General features: G+C 60.6%; 15 protein-coding genes, 1 tRNA gene and 2 pseudogenes. 7 read left to right on the forward strand and 11 right to left on the reverse strand.

Going from position 1 to position 21,574, the window contains the following annotated elements; translation table 11 throughout:
* Both NB311A_RS15545 and NB311A_RS15550 read right to left on the reverse strand, forming a co-directional pair.
* A partial coding sequence (locus NB311A_RS15545; protein ID WP_040675620.1) for an ABC transporter permease subunit occupies positions 1-850 on the reverse strand: 850 nt, incomplete at its 3' end.
* A gap of 165 nt (positions 851-1,015) precedes the next feature.
* The gene (locus tag NB311A_RS15550; RefSeq protein ID WP_009799443.1) at positions 1,016-2,050 is read right to left on the reverse strand and encodes an amino acid ABC transporter substrate-binding protein; all 1,035 of its coding nucleotides are present in this window, start codon (positions 2,048-2,050) and stop codon (positions 1,016-1,018) included.
* Positions 2,051-2,590: 540 nt separating this feature from the next.
* On the opposite strand from NB311A_RS15550, the gene metC reads away from it, so the two are divergent.
* A complete protein-coding gene (metC, locus tag NB311A_RS15555; protein WP_009799444.1) occupies positions 2,591-3,787 on the forward strand; it encodes a cystathionine beta-lyase in 1,197 nt (398 codons plus the stop codon).
* A 26-nt stretch (positions 3,788-3,813) separates the two neighbouring features.
* Here metC and NB311A_RS15560 read toward each other — a convergent pair whose 3' ends face one another.
* The 5 genes from NB311A_RS15560 to NB311A_RS15580 are packed head-to-tail and all read right to left on the reverse strand — an operon-like array spanning position 3,814 to position 14,012.
* Positions 3,814-4,137 (reverse strand): lipid-A-disaccharide synthase N-terminal domain-containing protein, encoded by a 324-nt coding sequence (locus NB311A_RS15560; RefSeq protein ID WP_009799445.1) that lies wholly within the window; start codon positions 4,135-4,137, stop codon positions 3,814-3,816.
* Entirely contained in the window at positions 4,130-4,879 is a 750-nt protein-coding gene (locus NB311A_RS15565; RefSeq protein ID WP_009799446.1) for a glycosyltransferase family 2 protein, read from the reverse strand. The genes NB311A_RS15560 and NB311A_RS15565 overlap by 8 nt, the downstream gene beginning before the upstream one ends.
* Positions 4,879-6,621 carry a glycosyltransferase family 39 protein gene (locus NB311A_RS15570; RefSeq protein WP_040675538.1) on the reverse strand — a complete coding sequence of 581 codons (1,743 nt, stop codon included), beginning with the start codon at positions 6,619-6,621 and terminating at the stop codon, positions 4,879-4,881. The genes NB311A_RS15565 and NB311A_RS15570 overlap by 1 nt, the downstream gene beginning before the upstream one ends.
* Before the next feature lie 51 nt (positions 6,622-6,672).
* The gene (gene pbpC / locus NB311A_RS15575) at positions 6,673-8,796 is read right to left on the reverse strand and encodes a penicillin-binding protein 1C (RefSeq protein WP_009799448.1); all 2,124 of its coding nucleotides are present in this window, start codon (positions 8,794-8,796) and stop codon (positions 6,673-6,675) included.
* Positions 8,793-14,012: an alpha-2-macroglobulin gene (locus tag NB311A_RS15580; protein ID WP_009799449.1), complete on the reverse strand. Its 5,220-nt coding sequence runs from the start codon at positions 14,010-14,012 to the stop codon at positions 8,793-8,795. Before NB311A_RS15580 ends, pbpC begins: the two co-directional genes overlap by 4 nt.
* Before the next feature lie 449 nt (positions 14,013-14,461).
* On the opposite strand from NB311A_RS15580, the gene NB311A_RS15585 reads away from it, so the two are divergent.
* A tRNA-Arg gene (locus NB311A_RS15585) sits at positions 14,462-14,538 on the forward strand.
* A gap of 108 nt (positions 14,539-14,646) precedes the next feature.
* Here the strand turns inward: NB311A_RS15585 and NB311A_RS15590 are convergent.
* Together NB311A_RS15590 and NB311A_RS15595 are read right to left on the reverse strand one after the other, a co-directional pair.
* Positions 14,647-16,020, reverse strand: coding sequence for a PleD family two-component system response regulator (locus NB311A_RS15590; protein ID WP_009799450.1), 1,374 nt, complete (start codon positions 16,018-16,020; stop codon positions 14,647-14,649).
* A gap of 10 nt (positions 16,021-16,030) precedes the next feature.
* Entirely contained in the window at positions 16,031-16,396 is a 366-nt protein-coding gene (locus tag NB311A_RS15595; RefSeq protein WP_009799451.1) for a response regulator, read from the reverse strand.
* Positions 16,397-16,627: 231 nt separating this feature from the next.
* On the opposite strand from NB311A_RS15595, the gene NB311A_RS15600 reads away from it, so the two are divergent.
* Both NB311A_RS15600 and NB311A_RS15605 read left to right on the forward strand, forming a co-directional pair.
* Positions 16,628-16,927 carry a DUF3572 domain-containing protein gene (locus NB311A_RS15600; protein ID WP_009799452.1) on the forward strand — a complete coding sequence of 100 codons (300 nt, stop codon included), beginning with the start codon at positions 16,628-16,630 and terminating at the stop codon, positions 16,925-16,927.
* A pseudogene (locus tag NB311A_RS15605) lies at positions 16,924-17,742 on the forward strand (DNA polymerase IV); the annotation flags it as partial. The gene NB311A_RS15600 and the pseudogene NB311A_RS15605, both read left to right, overlap by 4 nt.
* Here NB311A_RS15605 and NB311A_RS15610 read toward each other — a convergent pair.
* Positions 17,729-18,553: an IS5 family transposase gene (locus tag NB311A_RS15610; protein ID WP_083780491.1), complete on the reverse strand. Its 825-nt coding sequence runs from the start codon at positions 18,551-18,553 to the stop codon at positions 17,729-17,731. The pseudogene NB311A_RS15605 and the gene NB311A_RS15610 overlap by 14 nt on opposite strands.
* 65 nt (positions 18,554-18,618) lie before the next feature.
* Between NB311A_RS15610 and NB311A_RS15615 the strand changes: the two are divergent.
* A pseudogene (locus NB311A_RS15615) lies at positions 18,619-19,122 on the forward strand (DNA polymerase IV); the annotation flags it as partial.
* A gap of 90 nt (positions 19,123-19,212) precedes the next feature.
* Here the strand turns inward: NB311A_RS15615 and NB311A_RS15620 are convergent.
* Positions 19,213-20,100, reverse strand: a complete 888-nt coding sequence (locus NB311A_RS15620; RefSeq protein ID WP_040675624.1) for a cell envelope integrity EipB family protein — start codon at positions 20,098-20,100, stop codon at positions 19,213-19,215.
* A gap of 229 nt (positions 20,101-20,329) precedes the next feature.
* Here NB311A_RS15620 and NB311A_RS15625 point away from each other — a divergent pair, with 229 nt between their 5' ends.
* A complete protein-coding gene (locus tag NB311A_RS15625) occupies positions 20,330-20,797 on the forward strand; it encodes a RidA family protein (RefSeq protein ID WP_009799457.1) in 468 nt (155 codons plus the stop codon).
* Positions 20,798-20,802: 5 nt separating this feature from the next.
* Complete coding sequence (locus NB311A_RS15630) at positions 20,803-21,555, forward strand: glycerophosphodiester phosphodiesterase (protein WP_009799458.1); 753 nt, start codon at positions 20,803-20,805, stop codon at positions 21,553-21,555.
* Positions 21,556-21,574: the final 19 nt, after the last annotated feature.

Here is a 21,574-nt window from a genome sequence, read left to right on the forward strand (position 1 = left end):
CAGCCGTATATGTCGAGAGCGCAATCGCCAGCGCGACAAACTCCGGGATCAGATGCGCGCCGCCAACGAAATTGAATCCCTTGAGGACCGGCATTTCGAACGTAAAGGGAACACCGAAAATGACCATCGCCGCGGCAGGAAGACCGATCAACAGGCCAAGGGCGTATGGCCACACGACCAGCGCCCGTCCACTTCGAAACAACCCGCGACGGGATCGATTCCGCAGCATCATGCAGCCGATGATCGCAACCACGACCGCCATGATGAACGCGATCAGCCCCTCGTATCCGACAGGCTTGGGGATCACGAGACCGCGATTACTGAGAAAAATGCCGTCAAAGACCGAGATGCTTTGCTTCGGACTCGGAAGTGTACTCAACACCGCGAGATACCAGAACAGAATCTGAAACAGTAAGGGCAGGTTTCGAACCAGTTCCACATAGCCGCCGGCAATGCGGGATATCAACCAGTTCGGCGACAACCGGCCGAGCGCCACCAAGAAGCCGATGACCGTTGCAAAGAAAATTCCCACTGCGGCGACGACCAGCGTGTTCACAAGGCCAACAAGAAAAACGCGGGTGTAGCTATCGGTCTCGGAGTATGGGAGCAGGGTCTGGCTGACGCCGAAGCCCGCGGTATTTGACATGAAGCCAAGCCCGGATGCGATATGTTGCGCTTCCAGATTTCCTTTGGCGTTGGCCACGATCTCATAGCCGGCCCACGTTAGCACAACGATGAACAACGCCTGCAACGCAAGCCCGCCCCACCCTGCCCGCCCGCCAAGCGCACGTCGTAGCCGGAGGAAAAATTGCAACGGCGGTTTTCGGGACTTGACGGCCCTTCCCGGCATGGACGTCAGTGTCCCGAATCCGAAGTTCGTCTCATTTTGCAGCACCCTCCTTGGAGAACGTCGGATTCAAAAGGACACAAGCTCCATGAATCTCGTGCGGCTTAGGTTCAGAAGCCCACTTGAAGGACCCGCAGGAAAGGTAAGGCGAGCTTCTGAACCACCACACTAGCGGATCGGTGGCGCGTACTGAATGCCACCCTGATTCCAGAGCCTGTTGAGTCCTCGTGTGATTCCAAGCGGGGATCCGGCGCCGACATTGCGATCGAACGCTTCGCCATAGTTGCCAACGGCCTTGATGATGCGCGAAACCCAATCTTTGGTTACGCCGAGCTGCTCGCCGAAATTGCCGTCGGTCCCAAGAACGCGCTTGATTTCCGGGTTTTCCGATTTAGCCTTTTCGTCGACGTTCTTCTGCGTGATACCGAGCTCTTCGGCGTTGATCATCGCGAACAGCGTCCATTTGACGATATCGAACCACTGGTCATCGCCTTGACGAACCATCGGCCCGAGCGGCTCCTTCGAGATCACCTCCGGCAGAACCGCATGATCGGCGGGATTGAGGAGTTTCAACCGCTGGGCGTAGAGCTGTGAAATATCCGACGTAAACACATCGCACCGGCCGGATTCGTAGGCCTTTAAGGTCTCGTCGGCCGTGCCGAACGCGATAACCTCGTATTTCATCTTATTGCTCTTGAAGTAATCGGCGAGATTCTGTTCGCTCGTGGTGCCGGTCTGGACGCAGACGGATGCGCTATTCAATTCCAGCGCCGAATTCACCTTGAGAGATTTCCTGACAAGGAAGCCTTGTCCGTCGTAGTAAGTCACGCCGGTGAAATTTCCTCCAAGCGAGGTATCGCGTGAGAGCGTCCATGATGTATCGCGCGACAGCACATCTATTTCGCCCCACTGCAGAGCTATAAACCGGTCTTTGGCGGATAGCGGGACAAACTTGACCTTGCTCGGATCGTTAAACACGACTGCCGCGATTGCGCGGCAGATGTCGACGTCAAGGCCGGTCCAGTTTCCTTTGTCGTCAGGGGTGGAGAACCCCGGTAACCCCTGAGTGACGCCACACGACAGCACGCCCCGTTCCTTGACTACGTCGAGCGTTGTCTTCGCCTTCGCGGATTCCTGCGCGGTTGCCGGTTGTAATGAAATACCAGCAGCGATAGCGAGAATGGCAGCAAGTACGCATTTCATGGCAATGCCTTTCAAGAAGTCAATTGATTGTCAATTTGTGCCGTTGAATCGCTCGTTTGAGTGCGGCCTGTCGATTCGCTTCTCCCACCAGAATCGGGCCAAAGACGGACCTTTGTCGATCAACCGTGGTTGAGAACAGATGGAAGCTCCAGCGGCTCTTTATGGTCGGCGGTGGGTTGAATTCCATCACGAAACGACGAAAGCCTTTCCGCTTCTGATTGAGTCAGAAGTGGGGCTCTCAGATTTTGATCTGACGCGTTTTCTTCACGCGAGCCGGTGTCCACTTCGCTCGAAAGCTGCTCTTGCGCCGGACTCTAGCATGCGCATCCGTTCAGCGAGTCTCCTTGCGAGGGTTGGTATCAAGGAGCCACTAGCAGATATAGGCTGCCAGCGGGGTTTTAATTTGACGGGCTCCGCGACGCGCGGGGTTGACGAGTGGCTTTCCCTTCCTGTTACTACCCAACCACTCTGGACCTAAGATCCGGCAAGTTTCGAGGCAGGCGTTAGCGGCAAAATGCCTCGTTTATCAGCGGCGAGGATATGACCTTCTCGAAAGGCGACAGATCCACGGATTCGCTTCGGGCGGAAACCCGACTGGTCGTTTCCGGTCGAGACACCGAGTCGCAGAAAGGATTCGTCAATCCTCCCATTGTCCGCGGGTCGACCGTCCTTTATCCGACTGCCGGCGACCTTCACGCCCATCGGGGGGAATTCCAGTACGGACGGTTCGGCACTCCTTCAACCCGCGCGTTGCAGGATGCGTTGGCGACATTGGAAGGCTCGCATTGCGCAGGCGTGGGCCTCGTTCCATCGGGGGTGTCTGCGATTTCCGCAGCGCTGTTGTCCGTGCTGAAGGCCGGCGATCATGTTCTCGTCTGCGACAATGTTTATCGCCCTACGCGACAATTCTGCGATGGGGTGCTGGCGCGCTACGGAGTCGAAACCACCTATTTCGACCCACTGATCGGCTCGGGGATCGCCGCGCTGTTCCTGCCGGAAACCCGCGCGGTAATGGTTGAGGCTCCAGGCTCTCAGTCTTTGGAGATGCCGGACGTTCCGGCGATCGCTGCCGCGGCACACGCCCGCGGAGCGCTTGTGATCGACGACAATACGTGGGCAACTCCCCTCTTCCGCCGCGCGCTCGAACAAGGCGTGGACATCAGCATCCAGGCTGCGACCAAGTACATCGGAGGACACTCCGACATTATGTTCGGAACCGTTGCCGCCAATGCCAAGGCGTGGCCGGCGCTCATCGAAACCATCAAACTGCTCGGCCTGTGCGTCGGTCCCGACGACGTGTTTCTGGCCCTTCGCGGATTACGCACCCTTGCGGTGAGGCTTCATCATCACCAGCAGGCCGCGACCGATATCGCGCATTGGCTCGCGCAGCGGCCGGAAGTTGCGAGAATTCTGTATCCCTCATTGCAGGACGATCCCGGCCACGCGATCTGGAAAAGGGACTTCACCGGTGCATCGGGCTTGTTCAGCATTGTCCTGAAGCCCGCGCCACAACAAGCGGTCGATGCGCTGCTCGATGCGCTGAAACTGTTTGGAATGGGTTACTCGTGGGGTGGCTTCGAAAGCCTCATCATTCCCTTCGACTGCGCTTTGTATCGGACCGCGACAAAGTGGGAGCCGGGCGGACCGACGCTGCGGTTACACATCGGCCTTGAGAACGTGGACGATCTCAAAGCCGATCTCGCACGGGGATTTGAAGCCTTCAACGCCCGGCAATGAACCATTCCGCGCCGTCGTGTTTCTCTTTACGTCGATGATTGGCGTCCATTGAGAATGATGAAATACACGTTGCGAAAATAAACAATGAGCCCGAGAGCCTGGCCGGCGATGAATACCGGGTCTCGCCGATAGAGGGCGTAAACCAGAAGAAGAGTTCCTCCTCCTATTGAGAAGAACCAGAACGCCACGGGGATTACGCTTTTTCGCGCCCGTTCGGATGCAATCCATTGCACGACGAACCGCATGGTGAAGAGACCCTGCGCAACGAAACCGAGAACGACCCAGCCGTCGAAATTAGTTACGAACACATCGTAGAAATAGTTCGTCAGCATCTCGACAGTGTCAGTCATGACGCATAACCTCGGTTGCGACGGGCGTCGATTTCTTACGGCGGATCAACCACCACACTCCGGCGAGGTCAATGATTCCGATCCATAGACGATCGAAGAATCCGTAATTCGAAACGCCCGACCGTCGCGGCCGGTCGGTTACGTCGACATAGGTGACGTCATAGCCCTCTCGACGCACCAGCGCCGGGAGAAACCGGTGCAGGCCGTCGAAATAAGGGAGGGACAGAAACACCTCCCGCCGAAAAGCCTTTAGCCCGCAACCGGTGTCGCGCGTTCCGTCACTCAGCACCCAGCTTCGCACCTTGTTCGCGATTCGCGATTGAAATTTCTTGAAGCCGGTATCCTTGCGGCCGACGCGTTGGCCGGCGGCAAGACCAATACGCCCCTCGCCCTTCTCGATCGCGATTATGAGTGCCGGCAGAAATTCCGGATTGTTCTGACCGTCGCCATCCAGCGTCGCAACGATCGAGGCGCGTGCGGCCCGCACCCCGGTTCGAACCGCCGCAGATTGACCCGATGACGTTTCGTGGCGAATCTGGCGCACGGTCCCGCGATTGGCCATGATCGCGGTCAACCGCGCGGCGGTCGCGTCAGTGGAGCCGTCGTCGACATAGACAATTTCGTAATCCCATCGGCCGTCGAGCGCCGCAGCAATCTCATCGATCAAGGGCGCGATATTGTCCGCCTCGTTACGCACAGGCACAACAATGGAAACTGTCGGCGCGGTCGTGCTGATGGACATTAACGCGTCCCCTCAGAGCGGAAGATGGCGATTGAAATCGTCTTGCCCTGCGAGAAGTTAAAACCATCGATTCGGGTCGCAACGTTGTAGCGCAACCCGATCGCCTCGGCGCGTTGCGCGAAGGCCCGCTCGGAACGGGATTCGACAAGCGCAAACCGGCAACTTCCATGGCGGAGAAAATCGGCGGCCCCGGAGCCGTCGGTCAGCAGCGTCGACGTTCCCGTCATGAAGACCAGACTTGGCTCATGGTAGCCAGCCGCTGCTGCCTTCGGCCCGATACACTCGACGTTTCGCAGCGCGCGTGCGACTTCGGGACTTGGGAACAATGGCGTCAGCGCCGCGACGATGATCCCATAGACGGAGGCGCTCAGGAACAGCGCCGCGAGAACCGCATTCAGCAGGGAGCGTTCCGCGTTATAATCATCGTAAAGCCACCAGGCGAACAGTCCGGAGATCAACGCCGCCGCGGCGAACGGCCACGCCAGGAAAACCGGCTGGCGCGTTAGGGTTATGGTCGCGATGATCGCGAGCACGAGAGTCATCGCGGGGATGGCAAACCACCATGCCGTGCCCTTGGTGAGCCATGATTGGGAAAGGAGACGACGCTCCAGCGCCCAAACCGACAAGATCGCGACCGCAGGATATAGCGGCAGCACATAATGCGGAAGTTTCGTCAATACGAGTTCAAACACGATCCATGAGGGAACCAGCCACGCTAGCAGAAACCGCACTTCCGGCTCCCGCCGCATGCGCCAGACCGCGGGCGCCGCCAATCCCGCGAGCGCTGCGCCGGGCCAGAACGTAATCCAGAATAGCAGGAAGTAGGTGCCGGGCGGCGCTCCATGCGATTCCTGAGCCGCGAGCTTGCTCAGCATATCGCCGCCGATCGAGTCGGTGAAAAACGTATCGCCGGCGCGGAGGAAGATCGCAACGAACCACGGCATGACGAGGACAGACATCCACATCAGCCCCCAGACGGATCGCAGCCGCCACAGCCATGATGCGGAGCGATCGAGAATGGCGACGGTCCCGATCGTCAATCCCACGAACATCAGGATCAACGGACCTTTCAGCAAAACTCCCCCCGCGAGCGCGGTCCAGAAGATCGCCGGATGTATCCAGGACGGATGCTCGGGATTCTCGCGCCGCCGGGATGACAGATAGATTCGCGCAAGCGCACCCATCGCCGCCACAATGGTCAGCAACAGCATCGCATCCGTCTTTGCGAGCCGCGCTTCCACTCCCAGCAGGACCGAACTGCACATGATCAGTCCGGCCAAAACAGCGCCCCGTCTGGTTATAAACGCCAGCGCGGCCCAATAGGTCAAAAGCACCGCGCCGATCGCACCGATCAGAGAGGGCACACGATAGAGCCAGATGCGAATCTGCGCGCGCGGCAGGCCGAGAGATGACGCCGTCTCGACGGCGGCTGCCTGTAGCCAGTAAATGCCGACCGGTTTCTTGTACCGCACTTCGCCCTGAAAGCGGATGTCGACGAAGTCGCCGGTCTCGACCATCTGTTTGGTCGCCTGGGCGAAACGGGCCTCGTCGCGGTCTATTGGCGGGATGTTGAAAAAACCAGGCAGAAAGAACAGCAGACCGACGATCGTCAGAAACAGCACCGATCTGATATGATTGGCGGAGACAAAGTCGATCACGTTCGCCAGACCCCGTCCCGTACCCAGCGGGTTTTTCGGCTCACGCGGCTGTCCAAATCGGGGACGGGGAAAAGTCTCGGCCATGGGATTCCGCATACGCTGAACCTGAGGCAGGGACAACCGCTTGGCCGGCCACTATTGAATTCTGACTGTAACTGTGTCCGCGGTGCCAGCCGCGTCCATCACCGTCAGCCGGACGAAACCCGGCCCGGGAGGGTCGATCATCCGCTGACGACGGCCGTCGATCACTCCGATAGCCTTCCCGTTGACCAGCATTGTCATCGGCAGGCTGCCTCCCGTCACCTTCACCGGCAGCGGAGACAGCGTTCCCTGCCCTGCCCCGGCATCGATCCGCGAGCCATTCAACGGAAACTGGATACGGAGCCTGCGCCCGTTATCGCCAGTCCGGATGAATTCACCGGCCGAACGAAACCGCCTCAAGGGAAGCGGAAGTTTTGCATTATTGGTGACGGTGAGGGTTCCGCGCGGAGCCTTGGGCAGCGGCGCAGGCAGCCTGCCGGTGCGAGCGAAGGCATCAAACAGAATGGGCGCAGCCGCCACGCGTCCGATAAGACCGGGAACCGGCGCACCGTCAGGGCGTCCGACCCAAACGCCGATGGTCATGCGGCCGTCAAAGCCAACGGACCACGCATCGCGATAACCGTAGCTTGTGCCGGTCTTGAAAGCGATCCGGTTCCGGACAGCGTTTTCCGGCGGCGGCGTTCCCAAAAGGACATTGCTGATCTGCCAGGCGGCGACGGCATCCAGCAACCGCAAAGGCTCGCGGCCGCCGGAGTCGCCGTGCTCGATTTCGCGCAAAGGCATCACGCTGCCCAGCCTGGGAATGCCGGAATAAACCTGCACCAGGTCGAGGAGCGTCACGCCGACGCCGCCCAATCCCATCGCGAGACCCGGAGCCTCATCCTTGGGGAGCACCAGACTGGCGCCCGCCTGTTTCAGCCGCGACGACAATCGGCTGGCGCCGACGCGGTCGAGCAGTTCGATTGCCGGAACGTTGAGCGATAATTGCAGAGCCCGGCGCACCGGGACGGTGCCCTGAAATGTCATATCGAAGTTTTCCGGCGCGTAGTTGCCAAACCGGACCGGGCGATCGTCGATCAGGCTATCCGGATGGACCAGCCCGTCTTCGAACGCCAGCCCATAGATGAACGGCTTCAAGGTCGATCCCGGCGAGCGTACCGCCCGCGTCATGTCCACCTGCCCGGCCAACCGCTCGTTGAAATAATCCGCGGAGCCGACATGGGCCATCACATCGCCGGTTACGTTGTCCACCGCGACGATACCGACCGAAATGTCCGGCCCGAGTGCAGCCGCGCGGTCGTGCGCCAGCGCTTCGAGCTGCCGCTGTAATCCGGACTCCAGCGTCAGCCTGATGCGGCTCAAATTTTTGTGGGTGGCCAGCGCCTGATCCGCCGAATGCGGCGCCAGCATCGGAAATGGTCGGCGTTTCCGCATAACCGGGACCGCCATGGCCCGCTCGGCATCTTCGGCGGCAATGCGCGCGTCCTCAACCATGCGCATGAGCACACGGTCGCGGGCCGCGCGCGCGGCGGCAGGATGTCTGTCGAGGCGCCGCCGTTCCGGCGATTGAGGCAAGGCCACCAGCAGAGCCGACTCTGCCAGCGACAGCCGCTTCGGCTCCTTGCCGAAATAGGCAAGGGTCGCCGCGCGAATACCTTCGAGATTTCCGCCGAACGGCGCGAGCGTCAGATACAGATTGAGTATTTCATTCTTGGAGAGTTCGTGCTCGAGTTGGAACGCGCGAACGATCTGATGCAGTTTGGCATACATTGAGCGTCGCCGGCGTGGCTCGATCAGCCGGGCAAGCTGCATGGTGATGGTTGAACCGCCGGAGACGATGCGACCACGGGTCAAAAGTTGCAGCGCCGCGCGGCCAAGTGCGAGCGGGTCGACGCCCCGGTGCGAATAGAATCGCTGATCTTCATACCCCAGCAGCACGTTGAGATATCGGGGATCGACGTCGGTCCTGGCATCGACCGGCAATCGCCAACGGCCGTCGGCCATGGCGAATGCGCGCAGCAATTTGCCGTTGCGGTCGAGCACGATGGTCGAGACCTCGCGCGTCGCCGCCAGCGGCAGAGGTCCCAACGAAACGATCCAGCTTGCAACCGCACCGGTGATTACCATTGCGAGCATCGCAAGGACTGCCGCCACCAGCTTCACCCGCCGCCACCGATGCGGTTGCAAGGGCATTGCAGGGCTGTCGGGCATGGTCATTTCGCCGAACGCACCTCGACGCGGCCGGTGCCGGTGCGGCCGTAGCGCGATGGATTGTACATGTCTTCCACGTATGCTTGCGGAAGAACGTATTTGCCGGGTGATACAGCGCGCACAACATAGGCCACGGTGAACACCGCCTTGTCGCTGGCGGCGCGATCGACGGCGGCGGTGAACCGATCGTCGCGGAATTCGGTGCTGACCGGCTCCTTACCGTCTTCGATCCAGTCGAGCGTGCCGGTGTCGCCGGACGAAACCAGATGAGGATTGTCGATTTCGAATCCTGCCGGAAGATAGTCGGCCACCATGATGTGGCCGTATTCCGGCTTGGTTTCGGTGATCCTGAGAACCACAGCGAACCGCTCGTTCTGCGTGGCCCGGCTCGGATCCGCGGGCGTTCCGTCGAGATTGAAATAGTTACGCTCGATCACGAAGCCGTTCGAGACGGCCGGTTCGGGAGTGGAGGGCGCGCCGGTCACGGAAATCACCGCCTGTACCGGCGCCTCGCCGGTGTTGGTGATCTTGACCGGCTTGTCGGTCATCTCGGCGGCCTTGTAGCTGCGATAAAGCGCGGCTTTGAGGGACGCACCGTTGACATTGAGCGACATTGTTTCCTTCGCAAGCGCCCTCGCCGCCAGGACCAGCCACGCGTTCTCCTGCGTCGAGGTCGAGGCCGTCAACCCGCGAGCCACCTCCACCCGCTGCACCGCTTGCGTGAGCGTGGCCCGCGGAGCGTTGCCCTCGCTCGCGAGCGAAACCAGCGCCGCAGCATCGCGCAGCGCTGAGCCGTAGTCAGCGCGGCCGAATTCGAGTGCCGGTTTGGGCGCCAGACTTTCCGCCGCAGCAGCATAAACGCGCTCTGCCCGCGCCCTGTCACCGACCAGCGCAAGCGCCGCGGCGAGTTGCGCCTTGGCGATCGGCGTCGCCAGATTGTTCAGCTTCGTATCAGCGAGATAACGCAAATCTCCTATCGGGGCGGCGCCGTTCCTGGCGAGAACGTAGAGCCCGTAAGCCAGGTTGCGGCCGCCGTCCTTCTCCGGCTCGGCTGCATTCACCACCGAGTTGCGGATACGGTCGAGCGCGCTCGTGAACTGGAGGTCGGGGACGGAGAAGCCCTTCTCTCGCGCGCGGGTCAGGAAGTCCGTGACGTAGGCGTCGAGCCAGGAATCCTCGCCGCCGGATGACCACAGGCCGAACGAACCATTCGAGCCTTGCCTGGCCAGCAGCCGATCGATCGAGCTCTTGATGCGATCCTCGACACTGGTATCCATCGCGAGATGCGCTTCAGCCGCGAGATCGTTGACATAGAGCAGCGGCATAGCCCGGCTGGCGATCTGCTCGGAGCAGCCGAAGGGATAACGATCGAGCGCCTTCAGGACACTTGCCGCGTCCAGCGCCGAGGACAGTCCGACGGACATCGATACTCCTCCCGTCCCCGCCACGAGGTCGGAGAACATGTCCGAGGTCAGCGTCAGGCTCTCGCCCTTTGCCAGCGTTCGGACAGAGCGGCGCGCCAGGAGTTGGGTCGCGGGCCTGACGTCGAGATCATAGTGCCGGGCCAGCATCAGGCCGTCAGGACCCTCGATATCGATGTCGAGGTGGGCAGATCCGGCGGAGCCCGCGGTATCAAGCGTCAGCGCCGTCGAGCTGCGCTGCCTGGCCGCGAGCCTGATCGTGGTCGTGGCATCGCCAGCCACCTTCACCGGCCCCGAGGTCTTGACGGTGATGGTGTAGTCGCCGGGCGGACCTTCGACATTGTCGAGATCGAAGCTCATCGTGCCCTGATCGCCGGTCAACAGAAAGCGCGGCAGGGTTGCCGTCAGCACCACCGGGTCGCGCACCGTGACATCAACGGTCGCACGTCCGAGCTTGGTCGCAGTCCAGGCGACCGCCATCACGCGGGCGGTGCCTGCGAATTCCGGAATGTCGAAGCTGACTTCGGCCGTGCCGTCCGCGGCCACCGTGACGATGCCCGAATAGAGCGCCAGCGGCTTCTGCGTCGGCGGGCTGCCCTGCAACTCCGCTCCCGCGAAATCGCCGCCGGTCCTGAGCTGGCCGCGCGTGCCTTGCATGCCGTCGATCAGTTGCCCGTAGAGATCGCGGATTTCAGACGTCATGCGACGCTGGCGGAGATAGTAGTCGTCAGGCGCGGGCGGCTTGTAATTGGTGAGATTGAGAATGCCGACGTCAACGGCGGCAACCACGATCTTGGCGTCTTCGCCGGGACTTAGACCACCGATCTTCACCGGTAGCTTCAGCGGTGTCGATGGTCGCGCCAATTCCGGCGGCGAGAGGTTGACCGAAAGCGTGCGCGTGGTCCTGTCGATGCCGAACCATTTGATGCCGATCGCGCGGCCGGGCATCCGCTGCGCGGCGACATCGAGCGGCCGCCGCAGCGTCGCCACCACATAGGCTCCGGTGCCCCAGTCCTTGCCGATCGGAATTTTGACTCGCGAGGTGCCTTCCTTGACCTCACTGGTTTTGGTGGTCAACAGCCGGTCGCCGAGAACATTGATCGTGAGCTTACCGGCGGTCCGGGCGTTGACCGACACGACCATGGTGTCGCCGGACTGGTAATCCGGCTTGTCGATCGAGGTTTCCAGCAGGTCAGGCGTGTCGGCGCTGCCGTCAGAATACCAGCCGACGTCAAATTGAACGGATGTCAGCGGTCCGTTCGGATCGGATGACTTGACATCCAGCCGGTAGCGGCCCGGCTGCGGAGAAAGTTCGATCCGTGCAGGCTTGTCGGCGGCAATCGAGAGATCGCCGTCGGCAACCCGCCTGGTCGACTTCACCGGCTCGAATTCCCAATACGAATTCTGACGATACCATTGATAGCGACTTTCCAGCTTGAGCAGTTCGTAGCGCAGACCCTTGCGAGCAAGCGATGTTCCGTCCGGCGCGACAAAGACGACATCGAAGCTGGCCTTGTCGCCATCCGCAACGTTCTTGTCCGCGAACAATGGTCTGACGCCGATCATGGCGCCGGACGGTTGCACTGGAAGCACGATTTTCCGCTCAACCGCGCGGCCGCCGGCTTCCGTCATACGAACGAAGATCTGCGCTTCCTGCGGCTCGCCCGAAAGCGACGGCCTGGCGAGACTGACCGGAAAACTGGCGACGCCATTTGCATCGGCTTCCGGCAGATTCTCGATCGGCGTGCGCTCGTTACTGGCCGCCTCGTTGTCGCGCACGCCAAACTGATATCCTGCATACCCCGGACGGCTCTCGGCGGGCGTAACCACCAGATCGCCTTCGAGTTGCAGGCCGGATGCGGGAGCGCCATAGAGGAATCGGCCGTCGACCTTAAGTTCGACCGGAGCATCAGCCGCGATCTGTTTCGCCTTTGTTGTTAAATCGAATTCGATCCGATCGGGGACATAGTCCTCGACCATGAAAGTGGTTTCGCCGACCGACGGTCCTTTCGGGTCCGTGAACGCGCGAACCCGCCAGGTCCCGGTCGGCACCGCTGAATTGAGCGGCAGGGTCAGGCTTCGTCCGCCCGCGCCCTGATCCGACAGGACTGCGCGGCGGAACTCGACGCCGTCGGGCCGTTCGATCACCAGCGTCAACGGCCCGCCGGCCACGGCGTTACCCTGCCCGTCCCGTACTAACGCCGTGAGATACACAGTCTCCCCGGAGCGATAGACGCCGCGCTCCGCATAAACGAAGGCGTCGGCTCCCGATGGCACGGCGCGGCCCGAAACGCCGCGATCGGTCAGATCGAATGCATTCGACTTCAGGCTGAGGAATGCATAATCGGCCTTGTCGGTGCTGACCGTCAGCAGCGCAGGCGACTGCCCTCCTTCGCCTCGCGCCAGTCCCGGCTCGAACAGCGCGTGGCCGGATGCATCCGTTTTCCGGGTTGCAAGGATTTCATTGTTCCGTGCGACCAGGCGGACTTCCGCCTGGTCCACAGCATCGGTTGTCGCAAGCGAATTGACGAAAACGTGGATGCCATCGTTGCCCGAATAGGCGGTCACGCCCAGGTCCGAGACGATGAACCACTGAGTCGCCAGCGAACCGGACTCCCCCTCGTCCGCCGGAGCCGGACCCTTGGGCGCGGCCGTCATCACATAGACCCCGGGCTGGAGGTTTCCGAGCGCCTCGTCGACCGGGAACGCGGTCGTCACATCGGCGTTCAGCGTGGACGCCGTCGTCACCTCGCCCGACCAGACCTTCATCCCGCGTTCGTTGCCGAGATCGAACAACTGATAGCCGCTGAGCGTCTTCTGAAAATCGCTGTCGACAACGGTATTGATGAGATTGCGGTCACCGATCCGGAAGACCTCGACGGTCACCGCCTGGGTATTGACGCTGACCAGCGGAATGCCGCGCTGGCCAACCCGCGGCAGCACGTAGGCCCGCCCGGTGAAGCGAACGAAGGGCTTTCGGTCGCGGACATAGACGTTGAATTCAGCGGATTTCGGCAGACCCTCCTTCACGGTCGAGGGCAGCCCGGCGCGCAAATGGATATTGTAGCGTTCACCGTGCTTGAGACCTTCGACACAGAGTTGTCTGTCCTCCGAGGACAGCGCCGGCCGGTCGGTTCCGGCGAGCGCGACGAACGGTGAGAAGTCGGTCCTCTTGGCGAGATCCTCGGAGAACTGGAAACAGACCCGAGGCGATGCCGAATCCGAATCCACCGTGTAATCGAGCAACCGGAAACCGTGGTCGTCCCGCATTTTTTCGTATTGTTCGCGAACGCTGGCGACCTCGCGCAGATCGAGCGAGAGCCGCAATGTGTCGAGGGCCGGCCGCCACAGCTTCCGGTCCGAAAACGCGCGACCGAGAACGGCTAATGCATCAGCCTCGGCCGCAGAATCGCTGGCCCGCTGATAGGCCAGATAGGCGGCGGTGGACGCCCGCTCCAGCAAAAAGGTCTGCTCCTGACTGGTGGCGGGCTTGATCTGGAAAATCGTGTGCGCCAGGCGCAACCAGTTGCCGCTGTCGTTCGGTGCGACGGTCGCGATCTGGCCGAGTATTTGAAGACCGCTGCGAAAATCGGCTCGTTTGAAAGCCGCGTCGGCATCGGCGCGCAACGTGGGGCTCGATTTGGCGACGGCGCCGGCTTCGCTCTTGATCTGCGCTTCGAGCTTGATCGCCGCATCGGCGAGGTCATCGCGCTTGAAGGCTTTATCCGCCGCCTGGAGGCTTGACCCGAGCCCGATGAGCAAGGTCGCACAGAGAGCTACGGCACGAACCACCCTGATCATAAAATGCTCCCTGCGCGCAAATGCCGCTTATGTTTCCGGGTCCGTTCTGCGCTGTGCTGCCGAGTTGAATTTTGGCACTCGTAATCCCTAAGCCGCGAGTCCGGGACTCGGTCGTGCTGCCAACACTCCACCTACAGCTTATATTCACTATTGGTCATTCGTTTAACTGCGTGACACGGGCCTGAATGGGATGTGAATATCAGAATCGCACCATTTACGCTAGGAAACACACCAAAATATAATACATTCATTGCCTTACGGCGTATTGTTACAGTACAAGGCCAGCACCATCGAATCTCGATCCATCGGACTGTCCGTACGAGGCGTCTGTACAGGTCACTCGAGATGAATGGAACGCCCGTGTTCGTCGCCCGCCCCATCGAAATGGTTCGGATCGGGACTTGGCGTGAACGCGGTTTTTTCATATTGCGGTGAGGAGAAGCCTTAACGGTCCCGTAGCTCAACTGGATAGAGTAGCGGATTTCTACTCCGCGGGTTGCAGGTTCGAATCCTGCCGGGATCGCCATGCGCTGCGTGTTTTACGGCGCCGAGAACGCCAGAACGCTGAGCGTGTTTTGCACGGATGTGAGCGTCCGATCGTGCGAACTGCTCAGTGAAACTCGGGTTGCCGACATCAAGCCGCCTCCGCCACGACGCGGTTTCGGCCGTCATGCTTGGCGCGGTAAAGCGCAACATCGGCGCGCTTGAGAGCGTCGGAGACGGACTCCCCTTTCCGCTCCAGGATCGACAATCCGATCGAGATCGTCACCTTGAGCCGCTTCGTCCCTTTGTGGACGGAGAACGTTTCACCGGCAATCGCGCGGCGCAGACGTTCGGCCACCCTGCCGGCGACATGCAGATCGGTCTCCGGCATCACAACCACAAATTCCTCTCCACCATAACGGCAGGCAAGATCAATGCCTCGAATGGCTTTGCGGATTCGAAGCGCGAACTCGCGCAGAACATCGTCACCGGCATCATGACCGTAGCTATCATTGATCGACTTGAAGTAATCTATATCAAGCATCATGAGCGCTAATGGTTTGCCACGCAGCGAGGCCTGCTCGGCCAACGTCGCCAGATGGCTTTCCATATAACGTCGGTTGTGCAGCCCGGTCAGTCCGTCCGTGACGGCCATTTCGATCGAACTCTGCATATTATCACGCAAGTGAACGGTGTAGCGGCGCCTGCGGACTTGCGTGCGCGCGCGGGCGAGCAACTCGTTCTTGTCGATCGGCAGCAGCAGATAGTCATTGACGCCGATCTCGAGGCCGCGCAGCAAGCGACCGTTGTCGTCAACATCAGCAACCGCCAGAATCGGAACGTGTCGCGTCCGTTCCAGCGAGCGCGCCTGGCTGCACAACCGCAAGCCGTCGAAATTTTCCAGCCCGAGCGAGACGATAAGGAGATCGTAATTGCTTTCGGCGGCACGAAACAGAGCCTCGGAGGGGTCGGGTTCGATATCAATGGCGTGTTCGGCGCTCAGCATCGAGGCCAACCGCTCATAAGACGAGGGGCGATCATCGACCAACAGGATACGACCGCCCTTCCCGCTATCGTCAACCGCCTCACGCTCCGGCGCCTGCACGCCGATTTCGAGCGAGGTTATGGCCCGCATGCGCAGTTCGTCGGTCATCATCTTCAAGCGCGTCAACGAACGGACCCTTGCGGTCAACACCACATCCGATACCGGCTTGGTCAGGAAGTCATCGGCGCCGGCTTCAAGCCCGCGCACGCGGTCCGATGGACTGTCCAGCGCTGTGACCATCACCACCGGGATGAAATGGGTCGCCGGGTTAGCCTTCAGACGACGGCAGACTTCAAAACCGTCCATGTCAGGCATCATCACATCGAGAAGGATGATGTCGCACTCGGCGCGGGCGCAGGTCTCCAGTGCTTGCGCGCCATTGGACGCGGTTATGACGTCGAAATACTCCGCAGACAATCGTGCTTCCAGGAGCCGGACATTGGCGGGGATGTCGTCGACGACCAGGACACGCGCAGACACACTTGTCTCCTCAACCCACGAACCGGCGGACGGTCTCGATGAACTTGCCGACCGAAATCGGCTTCGATAGGTAAGCCTCGCAGCCGCCCTCGCGGATACGTTCCTCGTCGCCCTTCATCGCAAACGCCGTCACCGCAACCACAGGGATCCCGCGCAGTTCCGGATCGTCTTTGATCCAACGCGTGACATCGAGACCGGACACCTGCGGCAACTGAATATCCATGAGAACGAGATCGGGGCGAAGTTTACGAACCAGATCGAGCGCCTCGAAACCGTTGCTGGTCCCCGACGTGTGGTACCCGTGAGCTTCCAACAGATCGCGGAAGAGCTTCATGTTGAGCTCGTTGTCTTCCACAATCAGGACCGTCTTGGCCACCCTGGCCCTCCAGTCGACTCGGTGCTCGTCCGCCCTGGTGAGCGAAAATCTACCGGCGCCGTAACATTTATCCGCAAACTGGAGTTAGATTTGCACCAGAATTTGCTCTAAGCCGTTAAGACGTAGGACGATTTTTATGCGAGGGGATTAGCACTTGTTGAAGGTTTTTGGGACTCGGTCATGCTGGTTCCAAAGTAGAATTGATAGGTTACGGAAAGGCAAACGGCCGGGATGACAAAGCGTGTGTATAACCCGCGCGAAGTAGCTGAATTGGTAGCAATTCAGGCTCTTTCGTTTGTCGCAAACGACGCCGAAATTTTAGGCCGGTTTCTGGCCGAGACCGGAATCGGTCCGCAGACTCTGCGCAGTTCCGCCTCAGATCCGCATTTTCTTACCGGCGTGCTCGATTTCGTGCTGCGCGATGACGCAACCGTGAAAGCGTTTTCGGAGTCCTCGGGACATCATCCGACCACGATCGCGGCCGCCAGGCAGGCGCTCGGCGAGTCTTTTCAGGAACGCGACCTCCCGTGACCACAGGTCCATCAGACGGTCCGTTATGCTTCTGCAGGGATTGTCTCGACGATCTCGCCTTTACGTCAACCCGTTGCAGCACGTGCGGCTCGCCCCGGCTGGCGCGAAACCGCTCATTGCCGACACTGGCCATCGCTCACATCGATTGCGACGCATTCTACGCCACGGTCGAGAAGCGGAACAATCCGGCGCTGGCGGATAAACCCGTCATTGTAGGCGGCGGCCGGCGCGGCGTGGTGTTGGCCGCCTGCTATACCGCCCGAACCTACGGCGTCCGTTCCGCAATGCCGATGTTCAAGGCTCTCGCGCTTTGTCCCTTCGCAGCCGTGATTCCGCCTGACATGGCGAAATATGTGCGGGTCGGTCGCGAGGTGCGCGCGATCATGCAGGCGCTGACGCCGCTCGTCGAACCGCTGTCGATCGACGAGGCATTCCTCGACCTCAGCGGCACCCAGCGGGTTCACGGCATGATTCCAGCCAAGGTGCTGGCGAAGTTCGCAACCGACGTCGAACGCAAACTCGGCATCACGGTGTCGGTCGGACTGTCGTGCAACAAGTTTCTCGCGAAGATCGCTTCGGACCTCGACAAGCCGCGCGGATTCGCGGCGCTTGATCAGGACGAGGCGCGCATTATGCTCGCGGACAAGCCGGCAGGTTTCATGTTCGGCGTCGGCCCAGCCACCCAGCAGCGCCTGTCGGAACGCGGCTTTCGGACCATCGGCGATCTGCAGCGTGCCGACGAGATCGAAATGATGAAGCAGTTTCCTGCGGAGGGCCACCGCTTAGAGTCCGTTTTGAAATTCATGGATGGGCGTTTCTGCGGATGAGGTTGCCGCCCATGGCGACCAGGATCATAGCGTGGGAGATGTCGATGCGTTTCTCGTAGTCGCGCACGAGGCGGCGCCAGCGGGTCATCCAACCGAAGGTGCGTTCGACCCCCCATCGGCGTGGCAGAACCTGGAAGCCCTTCTGGTCGTCGGATCGACGGATGATCTCGATGACGAAGTCGAGATAGGCGGCCTTGTCCATCAGTTTGAGCCGGTCGTAGGCGCCATCCGCGAACAGGTGCTTCACCCAGGGCCAGCGCTTGCGGATGGCATCGAGGATCGCTTGGGCGCCAGCGCTGTCGGAGATGTCGGCAGTCGTCAGATTGACCATCAGCAGCCGCCCGTCGGTATCGACGGCGATGTGGCGCTTGCGCCCGACGATCTTCTTGCCCGCGTCATAACCTCTTGTTTCGGCTTGCGGAGCCTTGACCGACTGGCTGTCAATCACCGCCGCGGACGGGCTCGCCTCGCGTCCCGCCCGCTCCCGGTCAACCATCAGCGCCACGTCATGGATGGTCTGAAACAGCAAACGGCGCGCCAACTCGCGGAACCAGCCGTAAACGGTCTGCCAAGGGCCGAAATGGATCGGCAGCATCCGCCAGCCGCAGCCCGAACGCACCAGATAGCGCACCGCGTTGATCACCTCGCGGAAATCGACCTCGCGCGGACGCCCGCGACGGCCTGGCGCCGGCATCAGCGGCGCGATCTGCTCCCACTCCTCATCGGTCAGGTCCGACGGGTAACGCTTGGTCTTCTTGGCGATCTTGGCCATTCGCCCACGGCTTTGCTCTGTCCACATCCGAAGCTTGAATCACAACACCGCTCGCCGCGAAAGCCCAACAAACCGACTTTCCAAACGGCCTCTTATGGCGGCTGGCGCGGGGTATCGACGACCGTCGGGTGATTGCGGATCGCGGCGCCAAGACCGTTTCGAGCGAGACCACCTTCGAATCCGATATCCGCGATTTCGCGACCCTGGAACGATTGCTCTGGCGGCTGTCGGAGAGAGTTTCCTCGCGGCTGAAGGCGAGTGAGCTGGCGGGATCGACCATCACGCTGAAACTCAAGACCGCCGATTTCCGGCAACGGACCCGTTCGCAATCAATCTCCATTTCGACGCAGCTCGCGTCGAAGATTTTTGCAACGTGCCGCGAAATACTGGCGAGGGAAATCGATGGCACAGCCTTCCGCCTGATGGGGATAGGCGTCAGCGCGCTCCGGTCGGGATCGCAAGCTGACGAGGCCGATATGCTGGATTTCCGCTCAGCTCATGCCGAACGGGCAATGGATGACCTGCGCAAAAAGTTCGGAAGCGTGGCCGTGATCCGGGGCATAGCCTATGACGGGCCCGAAAAACCACGTCAGTGATAACACGTCAGCAATAAAATGGCCGGCTCATATTCCCCAACGTGGACTGGCTCCCGATCAGAATGCCGGGAGGTGCTTTTTTGCCTGACATTACTTGCAGGGCTTGGCGCTCCTGACATCGCTGATATCGAACTTGTCCATCTTCCCGGAAATCACGAAGTCATTGTAGTCGAGCACCAGCGCCCGCGAGACGCCATCCTCGAAGAGCTCGAAAGACATGGCGTAGTTCGGGGTCTGCTCACCGTTGGTATGTGCAGCGTCGCGTTCGTAGTAGCTGACAGTGACGGGCCATCGCGTCAGGGCCTTCATCTGATTATTGGCGGTCGATGGATCGGACGACGATGCCGTTCCCTCTCCCCGAATGGGTTTTCCGATAACCGAAAACGTGTTGTAGACTTTCTGGCCGTTGTCGGATCCGTCATACACGGTTAGCTCCAGCAACGACTTTCCTTCTTTTGCGGCCGCGATGATTCGCCGGATCTGTTCGGTCGGAAACACCGCCTTGCCGTCGACGGTAAAGGTTTTGGCGACCGGCCGTTTCAATTTCACGGTAATTTTGTCACCGTTGCGTTCGGCGACTCCGTCAACCTCGCTCTGACCGCTCTCGTCCATGCGGGTCATAATCTTGAAACGGTAGGTCTTGCCCTCCGCGTCTTCCCAGCTCGTGGATTGCATATCGCTCAGCGTGGTCTTGCCTTCGCCGTTGTTCATTTCTGAAACTTGCCTGAAATCGGACGTATAGCCCTCACAGACGTTTCCGGAAAACCTGTAAAAGATTCGTCCGCGGGCACTGTCCAGAGACGTGCTGCCGCGAGACTTCACCAGGCTCAAATTATACAGAGCCTGGTGGGATAGAAATGAAACGCCGGCAGCGGCGTGCGCGGCACTAGCGGGCGCCTGCACGGACGCAGCGGATATAATCGCCGTCAGAAACCAGGGCCAAAGCCGCCGGGCGGAACCATGGAAATGATGGCGCATATTGTCTCTCGATGGATCGAATCCGACCATATCACCGCTCCATTGCGCTGCAACTGGAGAGATGCAGTCACATACTTGCGATTTGTTGCTCTATCCTGAAAGTTTGATTCTCCGGCAGGGAGTTCGGGATTCGGCTCGAACCCGGCATCGGGTTGCATGTCGTACGGCGATAAGCGAGATAGAATTCTCAACGGATTTCGAGCGGAACATCCATTACGGGGGGCTGACCATGGCAGGGGCGATTGAACAGAAACTGGCCGCGCAGGGCATCACACTGCATGAACCCGCATCGCCCGTGGCGAATTACGTCGGCTTCGTCCGGACCGGTAACCTGCTGTTCGTATCCGGACAGCTCTGCCTCGATCCCGAGGGTAACCTGATCGCGAAGGGCAAACTGGGCGCAGGCGTTACCGTTGAAGAGGGCAGCGCCGCTGCGTGCGGCTGCGCTCTCAATCTGCTGGCGCAGGTCAAAGCCGCGCTCGGCGATCTCGACAAGGTCGTCCGCGTCGTCAGGCTAGGCGGCTTCGTCAACTCCACTCCCGATTTCGCCGATGGACCCAAGGTGTTGAACGGCGCTTCGGATCTGATGGTTGCAGCATTCGGCGACAAGGGCCGCCATTCGCGCAGCACCGTCGGCGTGGCCTCCCTTCCCGCGGATGCCGCGGTCGAAATCGAAGGTCTGTTCGAAGTTGCCTGACTGCGATGCGTGCGCCCGACTGGCTCACAGCACGTCCGATCGCTCACCGCGGCCTGCATGACCGCGCTCGCGGCATCATAGAGAACATGCCTGAGGCGATCCGGGCGGCCATCGCCGGCAACTTCAGCATCGAGGTGGACATCCAGCTTACCGCCGATGGTGAAGCCATGGTCCACCATGACGATGAACTCGGCCGGCTGACTGAAGGATCGGGAGCCTTGCGGACCCAGACCGTGGCCGAGCTGAAGCGGGTCGTTTTCAAGAACACGTCAGAAAGAATGATGTCGCTCGCGGAACTCTGCGCGCTGGTCGCTGGGCGTGCGCCGCTGTTGATCGAGGTCAAAAGTCATTTCGATAGCAATACACGGCTGGTGAAGCGCATGGCGGACGTGCTGACCGGCTATGACGGGCCGGCAGCCGGCATGTCGTTCGACCCGGATCAGGTCATGGCGATGCGCGAATTGATGCCGTCGCGCCCGCGCGGCATTGTCGCCGAGCGCCATTACGCGGAGGCCGACTGGCCGAAAACGACTTCGCTCCAGCGCGCCGCGATGACCCATCTGCGTCACGCCTTCCGCACCCGGCCGCATTTTGTCGCTTATAACGTGAACGAACTTCCAGCCTTGGCGCCTTGGATCGCAAGAAACATTTTCAGATGCCCCCTTCTCGCATGGACGGTGCGCACTGCGGAACAGCGCGCCCGTGCGCAAAGATACGCCGATCAGATGATCTTCGAAGGTTTCCACCAGAACATATGATCTCGCGAACCTTGACGTT

This window comes from Nitrobacter sp. Nb-311A (assembly GCF_000152905.1).
In the GTDB taxonomy this organism is placed as follows: domain Bacteria; phylum Pseudomonadota; class Alphaproteobacteria; order Rhizobiales; family Xanthobacteraceae; genus Nitrobacter.

What these genes read in the sequence shown, in the direction of transcription:
- NB311A_RS15550 (WP_009799443.1), bottom strand. Translation starts at nt 2,050, where the DNA reads ATGAAATGCGTACTTGCTGCCATTCTCGCTATCGCTGCTGGTATTTCA.
- metC (WP_009799444.1), top strand. Translation starts at nt 2,591, where the DNA reads ATGACCTTCTCGAAAGGCGACAGATCCACGGATTCGCTTCGGGCGGAA.
- NB311A_RS15560 (WP_009799445.1), bottom strand. Translation starts at nt 4,137, where the DNA reads ATGACTGACACTGTCGAGATGCTGACGAACTATTTCTACGATGTGTTC.
- NB311A_RS15565 (WP_009799446.1), bottom strand. Translation starts at nt 4,879, where the DNA reads ATGTCCATCAGCACGACCGCGCCGACAGTTTCCATTGTTGTGCCTGTG.
- NB311A_RS15570 (WP_040675538.1), bottom strand. Translation starts at nt 6,621, where the DNA reads ATGGCCGAGACTTTTCCCCGTCCCCGATTTGGACAGCCGCGTGAGCCG.
- pbpC (WP_009799448.1), bottom strand. Translation starts at nt 8,796, where the DNA reads ATGACCATGCCCGACAGCCCTGCAATGCCCTTGCAACCGCATCGGTGG.
- NB311A_RS15580 (WP_009799449.1), bottom strand. Translation starts at nt 14,012, where the DNA reads ATGATCAGGGTGGTTCGTGCCGTAGCTCTCTGTGCGACCTTGCTCATC.
- NB311A_RS15600 (WP_009799452.1), top strand. Translation starts at nt 16,628, where the DNA reads ATGACAAAGCGTGTGTATAACCCGCGCGAAGTAGCTGAATTGGTAGCA.
- NB311A_RS15610 (WP_083780491.1), bottom strand. Translation starts at nt 18,553, where the DNA reads ATGTGGACAGAGCAAAGCCGTGGGCGAATGGCCAAGATCGCCAAGAAG.
- NB311A_RS15620 (WP_040675624.1), bottom strand. Translation starts at nt 20,100, where the DNA reads ATGCGCCATCATTTCCATGGTTCCGCCCGGCGGCTTTGGCCCTGGTTT.
- NB311A_RS15625 (WP_009799457.1), top strand. Translation starts at nt 20,330, where the DNA reads ATGGCAGGGGCGATTGAACAGAAACTGGCCGCGCAGGGCATCACACTG.
- NB311A_RS15630 (WP_009799458.1), top strand. Translation starts at nt 20,803, where the DNA reads ATGCGTGCGCCCGACTGGCTCACAGCACGTCCGATCGCTCACCGCGGC.